General features: G+C 46.1%; 14 protein-coding genes. 5 read left to right on the plus strand and 9 right to left on the minus strand.

The annotated features are described in order from the left end of the window. Positions 1–81 precede the first annotated feature (81 nt). The 3 genes from C0V77_RS12900 to C0V77_RS12910 all read left to right on the plus strand — a co-directional run bounded on the left by C0V77_RS12900 (position 82) and on the right by C0V77_RS12910 (position 6365). On the plus strand, positions 82–912 hold the full coding sequence (locus tag C0V77_RS12900; RefSeq protein ID WP_101726754.1) for a fumarylacetoacetate hydrolase family protein: 831 nt from the start codon (positions 82–84) through the stop codon (positions 910–912). A 496-nt stretch (positions 913–1408) separates the two neighbouring features. Further along, positions 1409–4540 (plus strand): TonB-dependent receptor, encoded by a 3132-nt coding sequence (locus C0V77_RS12905; protein WP_229236274.1) that lies wholly within the window; start codon positions 1409–1411, stop codon positions 4538–4540. A 13-nt stretch (positions 4541–4553) separates the two neighbouring features. Then, positions 4554–6365: a RagB/SusD family nutrient uptake outer membrane protein gene (locus C0V77_RS12910; protein ID WP_101726756.1), complete on the plus strand. Its 1812-nt coding sequence runs from the start codon at positions 4554–4556 to the stop codon at positions 6363–6365. On the opposite strand, the gene C0V77_RS22955 is transcribed toward C0V77_RS12910, so the two are convergent. Further along, the gene (locus C0V77_RS22955; RefSeq protein WP_158237956.1) at positions 6337–6513 is read right to left on the minus strand and encodes a hypothetical protein; all 177 of its coding nucleotides are present in this window, start codon (positions 6511–6513) and stop codon (positions 6337–6339) included. The genes C0V77_RS12910 and C0V77_RS22955 overlap by 29 nt on opposite strands. A gap of 142 nt (positions 6514–6655) precedes the next feature. Here C0V77_RS22955 and C0V77_RS12915 point away from each other — a divergent pair, with 142 nt between their 5' ends. After that, entirely contained in the window at positions 6656–7759 is a 1104-nt protein-coding gene (locus tag C0V77_RS12915) for an endo-1,4-beta-xylanase (protein ID WP_101726757.1), read from the plus strand. 89 nt (positions 7760–7848) lie between these two features. Then, positions 7849–8187 (plus strand): hypothetical protein, encoded by a 339-nt coding sequence (locus tag C0V77_RS12920; RefSeq protein ID WP_101726758.1) that lies wholly within the window; start codon positions 7849–7851, stop codon positions 8185–8187. A 49-nt stretch (positions 8188–8236) separates the two neighbouring features. Here the strand turns inward: C0V77_RS12920 and C0V77_RS12925 are convergent, their stop codons facing one another. From C0V77_RS12925 to C0V77_RS12960, 8 genes are all read right to left on the minus strand, one after another. Continuing rightward, positions 8237–9400, minus strand: a complete 1164-nt coding sequence (locus tag C0V77_RS12925) for an aldose epimerase family protein (RefSeq protein WP_101726892.1) — start codon at positions 9398–9400, stop codon at positions 8237–8239. A gap of 20 nt (positions 9401–9420) precedes the next feature. Beyond that, positions 9421–11076: a sodium/sugar symporter gene (locus tag C0V77_RS12930; protein ID WP_101726759.1), complete on the minus strand. Its 1656-nt coding sequence runs from the start codon at positions 11074–11076 to the stop codon at positions 9421–9423. Positions 11077–11127: 51 nt separating this feature from the next. Further along, positions 11128–11784, minus strand: a complete 657-nt coding sequence (gene fsa / locus C0V77_RS12935; protein WP_101726760.1) for a fructose-6-phosphate aldolase — start codon at positions 11782–11784, stop codon at positions 11128–11130. Between the two features lie 36 nt (positions 11785–11820). Beyond that, positions 11821–12525, minus strand: coding sequence for an L-ribulose-5-phosphate 4-epimerase (locus C0V77_RS12940; protein WP_101726761.1), 705 nt, complete (start codon positions 12523–12525; stop codon positions 11821–11823). Next, a complete protein-coding gene (gene araA, locus C0V77_RS12945; protein WP_101726762.1) occupies positions 12522–14012 on the minus strand; it encodes an L-arabinose isomerase in 1491 nt (496 codons plus the stop codon). The genes C0V77_RS12940 and araA overlap by 4 nt, the downstream gene beginning before the upstream one ends. Then, positions 14005–15642 (minus strand): ribulokinase, encoded by a 1638-nt coding sequence (locus C0V77_RS12950; protein ID WP_101726763.1) that lies wholly within the window; start codon positions 15640–15642, stop codon positions 14005–14007. The genes araA and C0V77_RS12950 overlap by 8 nt, the downstream gene beginning before the upstream one ends. Before the next feature lie 76 nt (positions 15643–15718). Continuing rightward, positions 15719–16417, minus strand: coding sequence for an NrtR DNA-binding winged helix domain-containing protein (locus C0V77_RS12955; RefSeq protein WP_101726764.1), 699 nt, complete (start codon positions 16415–16417; stop codon positions 15719–15721). Positions 16418–16614: 197 nt separating this feature from the next. Beyond that, positions 16615–18156: an alpha-N-arabinofuranosidase gene (locus tag C0V77_RS12960; RefSeq protein ID WP_101726765.1), complete on the minus strand. Its 1542-nt coding sequence runs from the start codon at positions 18154–18156 to the stop codon at positions 16615–16617. Between the last annotated feature and the right edge of the window lie 8 nt (positions 18157–18164).

Genomic DNA, 18164 nt, shown 5'->3' on the forward strand with positions numbered 1-18164 from the left:
GACAGACTATCCAGGGTAATTCCGGCACGCCGGAATTACCCCTATCTTACTGAAAAACATAATCAATGCATACCAAACCAGATGAAAATATACAACACAACCCAGGGCCCTTTTGTAGCGCATAAAGACCAATTCTACTCGTTTGCCGAACTCAGCTTTGATTCCCTCGTCAATCAGCCCGGTCTTTATCAATGGCTGCTTCAGGCCGTATCCACCCGGCAACCAGTACAAAATTTTGATTTAAACCCGGCTTTGTTACCGCCTATTGTTTCACAGGAGGTTTGGGCCTCGGGGGTTACCTACCTGCGCAGCAAAAACGCCAGAATGGAAGAATCTAAAGACGCAGGCGGAGGCGATTTTTATGACAGGGTATATGAAGCCGGGCGCCCCGAGATTTTTTTCAAGGCCACCGCGGCCCGAACCGTAGGCCACGGTCAGGGCGTAAAGATTCGCCGGGATTCCAAATGGAATGTCCCTGAACCTGAATTAACGCTTTTTGTTAACTCCGGCGGTAAAATTGCCGGCTATACCATCGGTAATGACATGAGCTCCAGAGACATTGAAGGCGAAAACCCCCTGTATCTGCCTCAGGCAAAATCATACGATAAAAGCGCAGCCATCGGCCCCTGTATATGGGTAACAGGGCAGCCAATAGACCGCGAAACTGAAATCAGACTAACTATTGAAAGAGAAGCAACCGTAGTATTTGCAAACGCTACCCGCCTGAGTCAGATGAAAAGAGGACTCCAAGAACTGGTCAGCTACCTGACATTCGAGTGCAGTTTCCCTAATGGTTGTTTTCTGATGACAGGCACCGGAATTGTGCCGCCAGACAGCTTTACTTTGCAACACAAAGATATAATCCATATTTCCATTGATGGTATTGGCACGCTCACAAATTGGGTGGAATAAGAACCGCATCAGCGTAGGTTCAGTCTTTTTCTCTTACGCTGAGGCTATTTTTCAGGGCTGACAGCCAGCCCGGCATTCCATTAAAATGATGCCCTGATAACATCTGAAACGCAAAATATAACCGAAATCAGGACAACCCAATAATTAAAACTATTCACAACATAATACAATTTAACATTACAGACCTGGCACCGTATTGTATTTTTTATAGATTATTTAGTAAGATACCAAAAATTTTGCTGTTTTTTTTTCGAAAACACTGCTGCTGTTTTAGGCTTCTGATACCCCATGCAAGCAGCCAAAAGTAATGCCGGCACTACGCTCGGCAACGTTACCGATAGTTGGCGTAAAATATTTTGTGTCAATTTGACACCATTTACTTGCCTTTATCAAAGCAGGCACTAGTTTAGGGTTTTAATACCGAAAAGTTCAAAAACAACAATTTTGGATGTCAGGTATTGAAAATTGTACTTTTCATATAAACCTATTTTCTTTTATGATTAAAATTTACAACCTTAAACAACAGTTAACGTGTTGGATGTGGGTTTCGGTTTTATTGCTGTGCCCGCTGCTACTGGCAGCCCAGTCTAAATCTGTAACCGGACAAGTCACAGACGCATCTACCAAAGAGCGCTTACCCAGTGTAAGTATTACCGTAAAAGGCACCAAAAGAGGAACCACCACTGACGTGTCGGGTAATTTCAAAATTGACGCTGCACCCAACGAAACCCTTGTGTTCAGTTTTTTAGGCTATGTTACCAAAGAGATAGGGGTTGGCAACCAGACTAATATCAGTGTAACACTTGACAATAATACCGCCACAGACCTGGAAGAAGTAATTGTGGTGGGCTATGGAACCCAGAAAAAACGCGACATCACAGGTGCGGTTGTCTCGGTCTCAGAATCAACCCTTAAAGAAGTTCCAGCCCCTAACCTGTTAAACTCACTCAAGGGCAGGGCCGCCGGTGTATCTATTGTAAGCAACGGGTCTACCCCGGGCAGCCAGGCAACTATCCGTATCAGAGGTAACCGTTCTATCACCACAGGTAATGGCGACGGACTCGACGGCCCGCTGGTGGTAGTAGATGGTATTCCTTTTGGTGGCCTGAACGACATTAACCCGGACGACATCTCCAGCCTTGAAATATTAAAAGATGCATCTGCAACGGCCATTTTCGGTTCCAGAGGCGCCGGAGGGGTAATACTAATTACCACCAAAAGAGGCCGGACAGGCAAACCCGTAATTACCTATGACGGATACCATGGCGTAACCAGTATCATGGGCAAATACAATGTCATGAATGGCGCGCAGTATGCCAAATTCAAGGAGCAGTCTGCGGCCTTAAACACACAGGGTGCCGGTACAACGGCCTATCCGCTAACAGAAGAAGAAAAAGCCAACCTGGCCGCGGGGGTATCTACCGACTGGCAGGACTTGCTCTATAAACCCGGCTTCAATACCAGCCATCAGCTGGGTTTGCAGGGAGGTGTGGAAAACACACAATACGGGCTGGGTATTGGCTACTTCAATGAAACCGGAATCATGCCTAATCAGGATTTCGACCGGATGAATATCCGCGCTACTATTGACCAGAAAATAGGCAAGCGCATAAAAATAGGCCTGAACACCATCAATACCCTTACCAGAAGAAACGACCCTGCCGGTGGTGGTGTACCTACCGAACTGGTGCGGTTGTCGCCACTGGTTAAGCCTTACAACGAAGACGGAACCATAAACCTGAACCCGAAAAAGGGAACCATTGAAGCGCAGGCGGTGAGTCCGCTTACGCTGATTACCCGCGGCAGCGATATCATTTCAAACGAGCGGTCTATCAGAACCTTCAACAGCCTGTATGCTGAAGTAAACATCCTTGACGGCCTCAGATATCGCTTCAACGCCGGATTAAACTTCAGCCAGGTTCATTTTAACGGCTATGCGCCACCCAATACCTTTGTAAACACAGGTACTGAACAAAGCGTATCAAATGCCGATATCCGCAATACCGAGTATTGGGACGTGAACCTGCAACACTTGTTGTACTACGACAAAACATTTGCAAGCAAACACAAAATTGGCCTTACCGCCCTGTATGAGCTTACTAAAAATCATAACCTGGGCAGCAGCTTTAACGTAAAAGGCGTACCGGCCGATTACATCAAAACAGCCAATTTCTCTTTGGCCTCAGGCCAGCCTACGGGTAGTGGTAGTTTTGCCGAAACCGGTCTGCTTTCTTATATGGCCCGCTTAAACTATACTTTTAACGATAAATATACCCTTACTGCTACCTTCCGCCGTGACGGCTCCTCTACCCTCTCGCCGGGAAACCAGTACTTTAATTATCCGGCTATTGGTCTAAGCTGGAACATCATTGACGAACCCTTCATGAAAGACCTCTCCTTCCTGAGCAATTTAAAACTGAGAGGAGGCTGGGGGATTTCCGGTAACCGTAACGTAGGCGCCTACGCCACGCTGGGAGCGCTTTCAACAGGTTATTACAATTTCGGAACCACTACCGCAGGGCAGGTGCTGGCCTATACCGTAACAAGCCTTCCTGCCACTAACCTGGGTTGGCAATCTACTTCACAGTCTGATATTGGTGTGGAAATCGGATTATTTGATAACCGGATCGTGGGTTCAATAGATGTCTACCAACAAAAAACCAAAGACATTCTGTTGTCGGTAAACCTGCCTGAAAGTAACGGGGCGGGGTCAACCTTAAAAAACCTTGGCAAAACTGAGGGTAAAGGTCTTGAAACCTCATTAACCTTTGATGTACTGAGAAACAAAAACGGTTTCAACTGGAGCCTGGATGCCACGTACTTCTTCAACCGGGAAAAAATCACTCAGTTAACCACCCCAACCGAGCTAGACAACAAAGGTAATTTCTGGTTTGTGGGGCATCCGCTTACCGTAATTTACGACTACAACAAAATAGGTATCTGGCAGCAGGCCGATGCAGACAACGGAACGCTGAAAGCGCAAACTTCACCAGTACAGGTTCCGGGTGAAATCCGGGTAGAAGATGTTGATAAAAATGGGGTAATAGATGCCAACGACCGCAAGATTATCGGCAATTTTCAGCCTAAATGGGAAGGAGGCCTGACCAGCAGAATGTCTTACAAAGGATTTGACCTTTCAATAGTAACCTTTGCCCGTATGGGTATGAAAGTAGTAGTGCCTTATCTGTCTGGTACATCAGGCGGTGGCTCAGGCTTTGGATTCCTTAACCAGGGGCGTTCAAACCAGCTGGTAATGGACTACTGGACACCAGAAAACCCTACGAATGCATTCCCAAGACCTGACGCAGGCGGCGGGGTACGCAACTTTACATCTACCACTTCGTACCAGGACGGCTCGTTCATCAAAATGAGAAGTATCAACTTAGGATATTCATTTGACAGCAAGGTAATCAGCAAAATTGGTTTCTCTACCGTTCGCGTTTATGTCAATGCCACCAATCCGTTTATCATTTACTCTCCATTGGTTAAAGCCAAACTGGCTGTTGACCCGGAAGGCAACGGATACGGCAACACCATTCAGGGTGGCAATTTCAACCGCTTTGTAACAGTAAACCTTAACAACCCGCCGGTACGCCAGTTTACGTTAGGTGTAAATCTTAAATTCTAATTTTTGAAAAGACATGAAAAAAATAAAAGTTATACTCATCATCGCAACGCTGTTTTCTAGCCTGGGTTGCGAAAAAATTCTTGAAGAACACCCCCAGTCGCAGATAGTACCTTCATTTTTTAACAGCCCTGCAGGGGTTCTGGGTGGTATTGCCGGGGTATACAACGAAATCCGTAACCAGTGGGGCACCGAAGGTTTCTCTTCTGAAATGCAGGCCGGTACCGACGAATTTATTCAGGGCGCCAGTAGCGGTGGCGGGCCTATACACACTTTTAACGGCCTGAACGGCACCAACTTCGGTTCTGCCTGGGCTACTTCGTTTACCTGTATCAATACCCTGAATGGTGTATTGAAATTCGGACAGGACATCTCATTGCCCGAGGCCACCAAAAAACAATACCTGGCACAAGCCAAGTTTCTGAGAGGTTTCTGGTATTTTTATCTGGTTCAGACCTGGGGAGATGTGCCGCTGAATACCCAATTTATTACCGTACCGTCTCAAAGCGCCAAAAGAGACCCGGCATCTGAGGTTTACAAGCTGATTATACAAGACTTAACCGAGGCCGCAGCCTCATTGCCAGACAAACCTACGGCTCCGTTTCTGGGCAAAGCTGCTACCAAGCCGGTGGCTCAGTTCTTTCTGGCCAAGGCCTATCTTACACGTGGCTGGTTGACAGGCTCGCAGGCAGATTATGCCGAAGCAGCCAAAATTGCAAGCGATATTATTGCCAACAAAGCCACTTATGGACTGGATCTCTGGCAAGACTTTGGCGATGCCTTTGTGCCCGCTAATGACTACGGCAAAGAAACCATGTTTGTGAGCGATCACATGCTCGATGCCAAGTTTGGGTATTACACCGTTGGCGCCGGTGCCAGCGGCGGGGCTGCTCAAAACCTTACCCCCTGGTTTACCAACTGGAACTACCCCAACAACAGTGGGGTTAACTCTTTCGTTAATGCTTCCGGTGTTCTGGTTAACTCTGGTACATCGGGCATGATCCGTGATTCTTACTATGGCCGCCCGTATCAACGCATTCGTCCAAACAGTGTCAAACAAACATCCGGCGAATATGCCGGCAAGAACTACTTTCTTGACCAGGCCTTTGTAAGAAGAGACATTGACGCCAGATACGCCAATACCTTTTACTCAGTTTACATTGCCAATACCAGTGTTACCAACACCCCAACTGCTGCCAATAATAAACGCGGCATTGGCTATACTACCCAGATAGGGATAGATACTGCCGTATGGCTGCCTGACTTTGAGGTTGTGGGTGCACCGCAGTTTTATGGCAACAGGCCATTTAAGGGCATCATTGCTCCACCCAGCCTTTGGAAAGCCGACTTATACCCGGCCATCAAGAAATTTATGGACCCCAGCCGTGGCAGTAACTTCAATGACCCTTCTACCCGGCCGGTGGTAATTACCCGCTTTGCAGAGGTGTATCTGGTAGGTGCCGAGGCTTATCTGCAAGCCGGAGACAAAACCAAAGCTGCCGAACTGCTGAACGTGATACGCCAGAGAGCGGCTTACCGGAAAACCAACACGGCCGCGCAAAATGCTGCCGCAGCCGAAGCCATGTTAATTAAACCGGAAAACGTAACCGTAGACTTCATTCTGGATGAAAGAAGCCGGGAGCTTTTCGGGGAGTGGATGCGATACCACGACCTGGTACGTACCAAAACGCTGGTAAAACGTGTAAAGGCCTGGAACATCGAGGCCGCCAATTATGTGAAGGATTTTCACATGCTGAGACCAATTCCGCAATCGCAGATTGACCGGACGGTGGAAGGCCCTAAGTTTCCGCAGAACCCGGGATACTGATAAGGTTCTGAATGAATTTGTACTCACTTACCTTAACTGAATAGCTGTTCAGACGTGGCTCAGGCACCCAACCATGATACCGCCACTGCCTTTCAGGCGTGGCAGATTCATGGGCCTGATTCACGCCGGGCTGAAACACCTCAGTCATCTTAGAAAGTTTACAGTACCAATAACAATAGTAGTTTCGTTTCATACAAGTGGGTCTAACGTCTGTATATTACAGGCGTTAGATTTTATTCAGAAGCGTCATAACCCCATTTCATAGATGTTTTACTTTTAATAATTCCCACATGAGAATAAAGCTGTTCATCATCATTGCCTGGGTGGCTGTCCTGTTTGCCAACTTTACCTTTCAGGACAACACCAAAAAAGCCAAGACCCTGAAAGAGGCATTTAAAAAAGACTTTGCTATTGGCACCGCCTTGAATACCGCACAAATTGAAGAGCGTAACGCTGCCGTAAATGAGCTTATCATTGCTCAGTTTAACAGTGCCACGCCCGAAAACATTATGAAATCTGCCCTGTTGCACCCTCAATGGGACACCTATGATTTTACCTTGGCAGATAAGCTGGTAGCTTATGGAAAAAAGCATAAGATTAAAATAAACGGGCATACACTGATTTGGCATAGCCAGCTGCCCGGGTTTATCCGTCGTATCCAGAGCGCCGACTCCATCCGAATGTTCTTTACCGACCACATCAAAACCGTGGCCGGCCGTTATGATGGCCAGGTGTTTTCATGGGATGTAGTCAATGAAGCGCTCAATGAAGACGGCACCCTCCGAAAATCGGTTTTTCTGCAAAAATTAGGAGAAAGTTACATCACAGAGGCTTTCCGGCTGGCGCAGCAGGTATCACCCAAAAGTGAGCTTTATTACAACGATTATAATAACGAGCAACCCGCCAAAAGGGCAGGATGTATCAATCTGATAAAGAAAATACAGCAGGCCGGGGTAAGAATAGATGGTGTGGGTATTCAGGGGCATTGGCATCTGGGTAAGCTACCGCTTAAAGACATCGAAGAGAGCATCATTCAGTATGCAGCCCTGGGCATGAAAGTAATGTTTACAGAGCTGGACATAGAGATTTTACCAAGGAATTTTCAGGGGGCAGATGTGGGCCAGCGCATGACAGCCAACGCCGAGTCGAACCCCTACCCTGATGGTTTACCCGAGGCGGTTCAGAACCAGCTGGCAGATGATTATGAAGCGCTGTTTAAATTGTTTCTGAAACATAAAGACAAGATTACCAGGGTTACGTTCTGGGGTGTAAATGACGGCGACAGCTGGCTGAACAACTGGCCCATCAGGGGCAGAACCAACTACCCGCTATTGTTTGACAGAAACAATCAACCCAAACCGGCCTATTATAAGGTTTTAGGCCTCAGACAATGATATTACGGTCTGAAATCCTGTTTATGAATGTTTAACTTGTTTGTATCAAGTAAATTTTTTGTTTAATTATCAATTCAAATTTATCAACTATGAAACAGCTTTTTGTATTAATGCTGATGCTGGGTGCATTGACAGCTTTTGCGCAAAACCCCATTGATGGCAACTGGAAAGGGTCTCGTGAAACCCCGAATGGTACCTTTGAAGTAACCTATACTTTTAAAGTAGAAGGAAATGAACTAAAAGGAACCTGGAAAACACAATTTGGAGAGACCAAACTTGAAAACGGGAAAGTAGATGGCAAGAAGTTTTCTTACAGCATTTCGTTTAATGACATGACCATCGCCAGCACCGGTGAACTGATTAATGAGAATGAAATTATTGTAAAAAACGAGAGGGGCGAAATGAAACTAACGCGCCAGAAACCTTAAAAACAAGAAGGCCCTTACTCATAACAGAATAAGGGCCTTCTTGTTTTATTTATCTGGCAGAAAAACTATAAACCGTAGTAGTCTGATAGGTTTCGCCGGGTTTCAGCACCGTAGAGGGGAATTTTGGTTGATTGGGCGAATCGGGATAATGTTGGGTTTCCAGACAAAAACCTGTGCGGAATTTGGCAGGGATACCGCCTTTTCCGATAACGGTTCCATCCAGAAAATTACCTGAATAAAACTGAATGGCCGGCTCTGTGGTAGACACCTCCATCAAACGTCCGGTAGTAGGCTCATAAACAGAAGCTACTTTTTTCAATTTATTCCCGGTTTCGGTAAATACCCAGCAATGGTCATATCCTTTGCCGTACTTAATCTGAACATCTTTGGGGTCATTGATGCGCGCGCCTATAGAATGCGCCGTCGTAAAATCGAAAGGTGTTCCGGCTACGGCTTTCAACTCTCCGGTAGGTATAAGGGTTTCATCTACCGGCAAAAACTTATCTGCCAGCAGGGTTACTTCATGCCCCAGAATATCCTTTGTGGCATCACCCGTCAGGTTAAAATACGTATGATTGGTCAGATTCACAACCGTCGCCTTGTCGGTAGTAGCCTTGTAATCTATTTTTATAGCGTTATCTTTCTGCAGGGTATAAACTACCGATACTGCCAGTTTACCAGGATACCCCTCTTCTCCATCTGCTGAAGTATAGCTGAGTTTCAGTTGGGGTTCTGCTCCGTCAACAGGTGTGGCTGTCCAGAGTACCTTATCGAAACCCTTTTTGCCACCATGCAGGGCGTTCACTCCATTGTTTTGCGCAAGGGTGTACTGTTGCCCATCAAGGCTGAATTTACCCTTGGCTATGCGGTTACCATACCGGCCAATTAAGGCACCAAAGTAAGGTACACCTTTCAGATACCCGCTCAGAGAATCGCAGGCAAGCGTAATGTTTGCAAACCTGCCGTTTTTATCAGGCGTCTGCAGGCTTGTAATCGTGCCGCCGTAGTTAGTAATCTGTACCTGCATGCCATTGGCATTGCGCAAGGTATATACTTCGGCCGTTGTTCCGTCCGGCAATTGGCCGAAAGCTGCTTTTTCAATGGTGTTCACTTTGGCAGTGTCTGTCATTTGTGTATTTTCTGATGTTTTAGAGGCACAGCTCTGAAACAGCGCCATTCCGCAGAGAAGTACACCCAGTGTTTTTAGATTCATAATTATCAGATTGAATAGGTTTACCAAAAAACTGTATAAATTATAACAAAAATACCCACCACAACCCAGGCGCCTATGGTAAAAGGAGTATCTACCTTAAACCAGTCTTTCTTTACCTCAAAGGCATTGGCCTGATCTTTACCTTTACCCTGCAAAAGACTGATGACAATATGCACCAGCGAGCAAATCCAGAACACCAGACCCATCCGGTTCATAAACGGAAACTCGGGGTAAACACTGGCAATTACGGTCGATAACACAATACTGAGTACGGCAGCTGCCAGCGCGCCGTTGGCAGTAGCTTTTTTCCAGAAAAAGCCCAGTACAAAAATACTGAGAATACCCGGAGAAACATAGCCTGTATAAACCTGAATATACTCAAAAGCCTGCCCGAAATTAGCCAGAAGCGGGCTTACCAGCAAGGCAATGATAAAGGCAATAACAATGGCTACGCGGCCCGTCCAGACGGTTTGCTTTTCAGTCAGGTTTTTATTGAAAAACTTGGTGTGAATATCCAGCATATAAATCGTAGAAATACTGTTGGCCTTACCCGCCAGCGACGCCACAATGGCTGCCGTGAGTGCTGCAAATGCCAGGCCTTTTAAACCCACCGGCAACAGATTCAGCAAAACCGGATACGCATTATCAGGTTTAACGATGCCGTTCTGGGTAATGCCATTAACAATAGAACTATCGGCGTTTTCTTTGAATATCACATAAGCTGCCAGCCCGGGTAAAACCACAATAAAGGGCATCAGCATTTTCATAAAGGCCGCAAACAATACGCCCCTGCGAGCGGTGGTGATATTGGCACCCAATGCCCTTTGTGTAATATACTGGTTACAGCCAAAATAACTTAGGTTGTTAACCCACTGCCCGCCAATGATGAACATCATAATGCCTGGTACCTGATGATAGGCATCTATGAAACCTCCTTTGCCGTCATGTACCTGATATTCGCCGGGTTTGAAAATCATGTGCAGGTGGCCATTGGCTTTTTGGGCTATCAGACGCATGCCTTCTAAGACACCTGCGCCGGTACCGACTTTGTTCGATAACAATTCCAGTGCCAGGTAAGTAGTGGCCAGCCCGCCGAAAATCAGGCAAACTACCTGAATTACATCCGTATAGCCAATTACTTTCATACCACCCAGGGTGATAATCACAGCAAAAATGGTCAGGAATAGGGCGCAGGTCATAAAACTAAAACCTGTCATTTTCTCTAAACTGAGCCCCCCCAGATAAATGATAGAGGTAAGGTTGACAAAAATGTAAAGAAACAACCAAAAAACAGCCATGATGGTTGCCAGGCGGCCGTCGTAGCGTTTGGCAAGAAACTGCGGCATTGTAAAAATCTTGTTGTTCAGATACATGGGCAGAAAATACACCGCCACTATCAATAAAGACACCCCACCTAAAAGCTCATACACCGAAATAGCGATACCCAACTGAAAAGCCTGCCCGCTCATACCAATAAATTGCTCGGCAGAAATATTTGAGGCAATTATAGAAGCGCCAATGGCCCACCAGGTTAGCGAGCCTTCTGCCAGGAAAAAATCCTTGCTATCGGCCGACTGCTTCCCTTTGTTTTTATAAATCCAGTATCCGTAAGCAGATACAATAACAAAATATATCAGAAATATGATATAGTCCAGGCTTTCGAGTCCGAGTGTCATTAGATTCAGGTGTAATAAGGTTGAATGAGGTTGTCTGGTAAAAGCCGTATATCAGCCGTTTACTTTTTTGTAATCAGCCAAAAATTTCTCCAGGCCAATGTCAGTAAGCGGGTGCTTCAATAAAGCTGTAATAGCGCTCAAGGGGCCGGTCATAACGTCAGAACCGATTTCAGCACATTTAATGATATGCATAGGATGGCGAACCGAAGCGGCCAGAATCTCCGTTGGATACCCGTAGTTATCAAAAATCAGGCGGATTTGTCTGATTAACTCCAGACCATCCACTGATATATCGTCCAGCCTGCCAACAAACGGCGACACATAGCTGGCGCCTGCTTTGGCAGCCAGCAATGCCTGTCCTGCCGAAAATATCAGAGTACAGTTGGTTCTGATGCCCTTGTCTGTAAAGTACTTGATGGCCTTGATACCGTCTTTTACCATTGGTACTTTTACCACTATATTCTGGTGAATCTCAGCCAGTTCTTCTCCTTCTTTAATAATTCCGTTGAAGTCGGTAGCTATTACTTCTGCTGAAATGGGCCCATCGACAATCTGGCAAATGGCTTTGTAATGGTTCAGGATATTCTCTTTGCCGGCAATACCTTCTTTGGCCATTAGCGAAGGGTTGGTAGTAACCCCATCCAGCACGCCCAGGTCATTGGCTTCTTTAATTTCGGCCAGATTGGCCGTATCAATAAAAAATTTCATTGGTAATGTATTATTTAATGTAAAAATCAGGTTTAGTTAGCATCCTTGTCCGTAATACGCATTTTTACCGTGCTTGCGCTCATAGTGTTTCATGCGTAATGTATCTTTAATACGGGGGGTATCAGGGTTAATCTGCAAGGTAAGCAGCGCCATCCGGGCAACTTCTTCCAGCACAGCAGCATTGTAGACAGACTTTTCAGCGGTTTTGCCCCAGGTAAACGGACCGTGGTTCTGCAAAAGAACCATTTCCACTTCTTTGTGCGACAGCCCTCTGGCCTGAAAGACATCAAATATCTGGTTGCCGGTTTCAAATTCATAGTCTCCTTGTATCATTTCGTCTGTCAGCACCGGTGCACACGGAATATCATGATGAGTGTGGTCGGCATGGGTAGTACCAAACACCGGTATGTCCATACCGGCCTGTGCCCAGGCAACCGCATAAGTGCTGTGTGTATGCGTAACACCGCCGATATCCAGCCAGGTTTTGTAAAGCCGGGCATGCGTTTTGGTATCTGAAGACGGCCGCAGATTACCTTCAACCACCAGGGCATCGTAATCTACAATTACTATATCTTCAACTTTGAGGGTTTCGTAAGGTACCCCGCTGGGCTTAATGGCAAAAACAGCTTTTTCTCTGTCAACTACACTTACATTGCCAAAAGTAAACAAAACCAGCTTCAGCTTAGGCAGCATCATATTGGCTTCATAGCACTCTTCTTTTAATGATTGATAGGCGCTCATTTGTAGAATACTTCGTTGATTTTCAGTTCGTTCTTCAAACCTCTGATAGTGGTTGCTTTATCAATCACTACCAGTTCAATATCCAGCATTTCTGCCAGGTTTTCAAGGTGCTCAACCGTAAGGTTCTGGCTATATACGGTATGGTGTGCCCCTCCTGCCAGTATCCAGGCTTCCAGACCCACCTTTATATCGGGTTGAGGTTTCCATAGCGCCCGGGCAGTAGGTAGTTTAGGGAAAGACTCGGTTACCTCTACTGCTTCTACTTCATTAACAATAAGGCGGAAGCGGTTGCCGAGGTCTACCAGCGAAACGTTCAGAGCCGGGCCTGAGGCAGCATTGAACACCAGGCGCACAGGGTCTTCTTTACCCCCGATGCCCAAAGGATGCACTTCGCAATTAACCGTACCGTTGGCAATGGAAGGGCAGATTTCAAGCATATGAGAACCCAGAACCATGGTGTTTTCAGGGTCAAAGTGGTAAGTGTAGTCTTCCATAAAGGTGTTGCCTCCTTTCATACCGCTGGCCATCAGTTTCATCACATGCACCATAGCAGAGGTTTTCCAGTCGCCCTCACCGCCATAACCGTAGCCGGCGGCCATCATGCGCTGCGAACCGATACCCGGCAGCTGCCGCATACCATGCAGGTCTTCAAACGTATTGGTGTAGGCAGCGTAACCACCATCTGTTAAAAATGCTTTCAGGCCCGCCTCTATGCGTGCAGCCTCAACCAGCGAGCTGCGCCTTTCGCCGTTCTTTAGAAGGGAGGGCATCAAGGCATACGTATCTTCGTATTCCTGTATCAAACGTTCAATTTCCGCATCAGTAATCTGGTTAATTACCTGCACCAGGTCTCCTACCGCATGGGTATTCACTGAAAAACCGAACTTCATTTCAGCCGACACCTTGTCGCCGTCAGTAACGGCTACCTGGCGCATGTTATCGCCAAAACGCACCACTTTCAGGTGTTGCATCTGATACCTGCCTACGGCCACACGTGCCCAGGCATTGATTTTATCGTGCACCTCCGAATCTTGCCAATGCCCTACTACTACCTTGCGGTTCAGGCGCATTTTGGTCATGATATGCCCGAACTCCCTGTCGCCATGCGCCGACTGGTTCAGGTTCATGAAGTCCATATCGATGCTATCAAAAGGAATATTACGGTTGAACTGGGTATGCAAATGAAGTATGGGCAATTGCAGGGCATTTAAACCGCGGATCCACATTTTGGCCGGAGAGAAAGTGTGCATCCAGGTAATAACGCCTACGCAGTTGGGGGTATTATTGGCTGCTTTGCAAACAGACCATATCTCGTCGGGGGTTTTTACCACCGGTTTAAACACAATTTTTACGGGTATGGCAGAAGAATTATTGAGTGCATCAGCTATGATCTGCGAGTGTTCATCTACCTGCCGAAGGGTTTCTTCTCCGTAAAGATGCTGGCTACCTGTTACAAACCAAACCTCAAATGATTTTAGATTAAACATTGCTTTCTGTGAATTTTCCTAATCGATGATATTTCTTATATAATTGTTCATATACTTCAACATACGGAGCCCGTGGCACATAGTGGGCATCAAAGCCTGACCCCATGGCCTTTTGTGCGGCAAATAAGTCTGGGTGTATGCCTGCGGCTACTGCGGCATTCATGGCTGCACCTAAGGCACAAGCCTGGTCAGACGAGGCCACTTTTATGGGCATATTCAGCACATCTGCCAGTGTCTGCATCACGAACGGAGATTTTTTGGCCACGCCGCCAATGGCAATTACCTGTTTAATAGGCACCCCTTCTTCTATAAACCGGTCTACTATGGCCTTAGAGCCAAAGGCCGTTGCCTCTACAATCATTTTAAAAAGCCTGACGGCATCGGTGCCCAGATTCATACCGGCAAAAGCTGCTTTCAGGGCATGGTTGGCATCGGGTGTCCGCCGACCGTTAATCCAGTCGGTAGCTACCGGGTCATTTTCAGTTACCGGTATAGCGGCCGCTTTTTCTGATAAATAAGGAATCAGTTTTTCGGCCAGTTCATCCGCTGCTTTTTCGCCCAGCAAGGCTCGCACCGGCTCGGTAATTACTTTCTGAAACCAGGCGTAGTAGTCGCCATAGGCAGATTGCCCGGCTTCCATACCCAGCATTCCCGGTATAATGGAACCATCCACCTGCCCACAAATACCTTTGATAAGCAAATGGCCTATTTCTTCGTTAGGCGCAATGAGCATATCGCAGGTAGAAGTACCCATTACGCGCACAAAATCGTAGGGTTCAATTTCTGCGCCCACAGCGCCCATGTGGCAGTCAAATGCGCCAACTCCAATAACCACCTCTGGTGAAAGCCCGAGTTTTTGGGCCCATTCGGCAGATATTTTGCCCATTGCCTGGTCTGATGTAAAGGTATCTCTGAAAAGCCTTTCGCGTACACCTGTTAAAAGGGGGTCAAGCCTGCTCAGGAATTCTTCTGAAGGCAGCCCTTCAAATTCTTCATGCCACATGGCTTTATGCCCGGCCGCACAGCGTGAACGTTTCATGGTTAGCGGATGGGTATTGCCCGTAAGCACGGCAGAAATCCAGTCGCAATGTTCAACCCATGAAAATGCCTTGTTTCGCACGCCTGCGTCTACTCTTAATGTATGAAGTATTTTAGCCCAGAACCACTCAGAAGAATAAATGCCGCCTACATATTTGGTAAAGTCGGTGTCCCATCTATGGGCAAGATTATTGATTTCTTCGGCTTCGGCATTGGCGGTATGGTCTTTCCAGAGAATAAACATCCCATTGGGGTTTTCGGCAAACTCGGGCAACAATGCCAGGGGTGTTCCGGTAATATCTACCGCTACGGGGGTTGAGCCCGTGGTATCTATTGAAATACCGGCTATTTGCTGCTTTACTGCTTCCGGAATATTCTCTAACGCGGTCTGGATGGCACTTTCAATGCCTTCCAGATAATCCAGCGGGTGTTGTCTGAACTGCGCAACAGAAGGGTTACAATACAAACCCTCTTGCCAGCGCTTATAATAAGCAACGGCAGTGCTTAAACATTGCCCGTTGGAAGTATCCACTAATAAAGCACGCACAGAGTCGGTTCCGAAATCAACACCAATTGTAAACTTTTGCTCCATTTATTTATGTGTTAAAATGACACATTTCATTTTATAAAATTACGACCAGACATAGCGAATCTGGCATTATCTGAGTTTAGATGATTGCATCTGAAATAAAATAGTGAAAGGCGTTAAACTGGCTTTGATATTTTTCTTTGTCAAGCTTATAAAGAATAGCCTTTTTTGTGGTTGAATTTTGATTTTTCTCTCCGGTATCAATCAAAAGCTTGGTTGAAAGTATCTTACGGCTAAAGTTTCGTCTGTCAAGCGGTGTATCATAAATCGCTTCATAAAGCCTTTGCAGTTGTGGAATCGTAAATTGCTCTGGCAGCAGCTCAAAACCAATCGGATGCAAAGCAGCCTTGTAACGGAGTTGCTCCAGGGCCAGGTCTACCATCTGGTTATGATCAAAAATAAGGTCTGGTCTGTTTTTCAGGTTTATCCAATACGCATTTTGCGCCTTTGCCAGGTCCTGATTATGGGCATGAATGTTAATCAGTGCGAAAAAACATATTGAAATTGTTCGTTCAACGGGGTCACGCCCTACTTTGCCAAACGTTTTGATTTCTTCAAAATAAATATCTTTCAAGCCGGTCAAATCATATAAAATCCGGTTGGCTGCCACTTCCAGGTCTTCTTCTGCTTCCAAAAAACCACCCATCAAAGACCATTTTCCTTTTTCAGGCTCAAAATTCCTTTTTATCAGAAGTAACTTAAGCTCTTCACCATCAAAACCAAATACTATACAATCAAGTGCCACCAATATTCTGGTGGAGTGCGGGTATTTATTCATTATATAATTTGATGCATAAAATTTGCGCAATTTTAGTATTACCCTCCTTAAAATCAATAAAATTCGTGAAAATCAAGGATTTTCACGAATCAAATTAATCTTAACCTAATATAAACTAATAGTAGATGCAAATCTAATTGTGTAAATATAACACAATATTTTCAAATTATATAAAGTGCCGGAAAGTATTTAAGATTTTACTTCCTTACATTCAACACAATAACTGAGTATGCCGGCACTGTAAGTTTCAATACACCTTTCTCTAGTCTGGCTCCGCTAAAGTCTTTTACCGAAACTTTTTGTGGTTGCTCAAAGGTGTTGTGGTCGCTGATTTTTGCTGAACTCAGAATCTGTCCCGAAACTTTAGAGAACTCCTCGCCTCTCAGGCTGATAGTCACTTCGTGAGCTTTGGTGTAATCTATATTCGTCAATGATATATTAACGCCATTTTCATTTCTTGAAGCAGAAGCAGAAACGGCTGTCAGCTTTTTGCCCTGGTACTCATAAGCCGGAGACTCAATACTGATAGGTATCAGGCGGGCATCCTGATGCACATTATACATCTTCATGACATGGTAGGTGGGTGTCAGAATCATTTTCTCTTCGTTGGTCAGTATTACCGACTGCAGCACGTTAACTATCTGCGCCAGGTTGGCACCTCGCACACGGTCTGCATGATTATTGAAGATGTTAAGGGTAAGACCGGCTATCATGGCATCGCGCATGGTGTTCTGCTGATACAAAAACCCGGGATTCGTGCCCGGCTCTACATTGTACCAGCCACCCCATTCGTCTACAATTAAGGCTATGTTTTTCTGAGGGTCATACTTGTCCATAATGGTGCTGTGGCCTTTAATAAATTCTTCCATCTGCCAGGCCTCATCCATGGTTTTGAAATACTGCGCTTCAGTAAAATCTACCGACGGCCCCTTGTCTGTCCAGCTTAATACCGAGTAATGATGTAATGCAACAGCCGCCAGCATTTTATGCGGAATGTTCTTCATCAGGGTTTCTGTCCAGGCATAGTCGCCATCACTGGCACCCGAGGCTATACGATAAAGTTTAGAAGAGTTGTCCCAGTCTGTCATGAAAGTGGCATACTGGCGATAAATGTTGGCATAATAATCGGCCGTCATGTTTCCGCCGCATCCCCAGGCCTCATTACCTACACCCCACATCTTCACGCTCCAGGGTTTTTCACGGCCATTCTGCTTACGTAGCTCCGACATCGGGCTGCCCCCGGGATGATTCACATAAGTTACCCAATCGGTCAGATCTTTAACGGTACCGCTACCTACGTTGCCTGCCAGATACGGCTCAGCGCCGATGCGCTCGCACAAATCAAGGAAATCGTGCGTACCAAAACTGTTGTCTTCTGTTACGCCACCCCACCATACATTAACCATTTTGGGGCGGTTAGCCTTGGGCCCTATACCGTCTTTCCATTGGTAGGTATCGGCAAAGCATCCACCCGGCCAGCGCAGGTTAGGCACCTTCAGGTCTTTCAGTGCCTGAATAATATCATTTCTTACACCGGCGGTGTTGGGTATTCTGGTGTTTCCTTCTCCAACATAAATACCACCGTAAATACAGCGGCCCAGGTGTTCGGCAAAGTGGCCGTAAATATGCTTGCTGATCTGGGTTTTAGCCAGATCGGTGTTCAGGGTAATTTTGGTTTGCGCCAGTGTATTTACCAACGCAGCACACACCATAATTAATGATAAAATAGTTCTCTTCACGGTAATAT

Origin of the sequence: Emticicia sp. TH156 (assembly GCF_002855535.1) — a bacterium.
GTDB classification, from domain to species: Bacteria; Bacteroidota; Bacteroidia; order Cytophagales; family Spirosomataceae; genus Emticicia; species Emticicia fluvialis.

Excerpts from the sequence above, each read along its gene's own strand:
- C0V77_RS12900 (WP_101726754.1), top strand. The coding sequence starts at position 82 with ATGAAAATATACAACACAACCCAGGGCCCTTTTGTAGCGCATAAAGAC.
- C0V77_RS12905 (WP_229236274.1), top strand. The coding sequence starts at position 1,409 with ATGATTAAAATTTACAACCTTAAACAACAGTTAACGTGTTGGATGTGG.
- C0V77_RS12910 (WP_101726756.1), top strand. The coding sequence starts at position 4,554 with ATGAAAAAAATAAAAGTTATACTCATCATCGCAACGCTGTTTTCTAGC.
- C0V77_RS22955 (WP_158237956.1), bottom strand. The coding sequence starts at position 6,513 with ATGACTGAGGTGTTTCAGCCCGGCGTGAATCAGGCCCATGAATCTGCC.
- C0V77_RS12915 (WP_101726757.1), top strand. The coding sequence starts at position 6,656 with ATGAGAATAAAGCTGTTCATCATCATTGCCTGGGTGGCTGTCCTGTTT.
- C0V77_RS12920 (WP_101726758.1), top strand. The coding sequence starts at position 7,849 with ATGAAACAGCTTTTTGTATTAATGCTGATGCTGGGTGCATTGACAGCT.
- C0V77_RS12925 (WP_101726892.1), bottom strand. The coding sequence starts at position 9,400 with ATGAATCTAAAAACACTGGGTGTACTTCTCTGCGGAATGGCGCTGTTT.
- C0V77_RS12930 (WP_101726759.1), bottom strand. The coding sequence starts at position 11,076 with ATGACACTCGGACTCGAAAGCCTGGACTATATCATATTTCTGATATAT.
- fsa (WP_101726760.1), bottom strand. The coding sequence starts at position 11,784 with ATGAAATTTTTTATTGATACGGCCAATCTGGCCGAAATTAAAGAAGCC.
- C0V77_RS12940 (WP_101726761.1), bottom strand. The coding sequence starts at position 12,525 with ATGAGCGCCTATCAATCATTAAAAGAAGAGTGCTATGAAGCCAATATG.
- araA (WP_101726762.1), bottom strand. The coding sequence starts at position 14,012 with ATGTTTAATCTAAAATCATTTGAGGTTTGGTTTGTAACAGGTAGCCAG.
- C0V77_RS12950 (WP_101726763.1), bottom strand. The coding sequence starts at position 15,642 with ATGGAGCAAAAGTTTACAATTGGTGTTGATTTCGGAACCGACTCTGTG.
- C0V77_RS12955 (WP_101726764.1), bottom strand. The coding sequence starts at position 16,417 with ATGAATAAATACCCGCACTCCACCAGAATATTGGTGGCACTTGATTGT.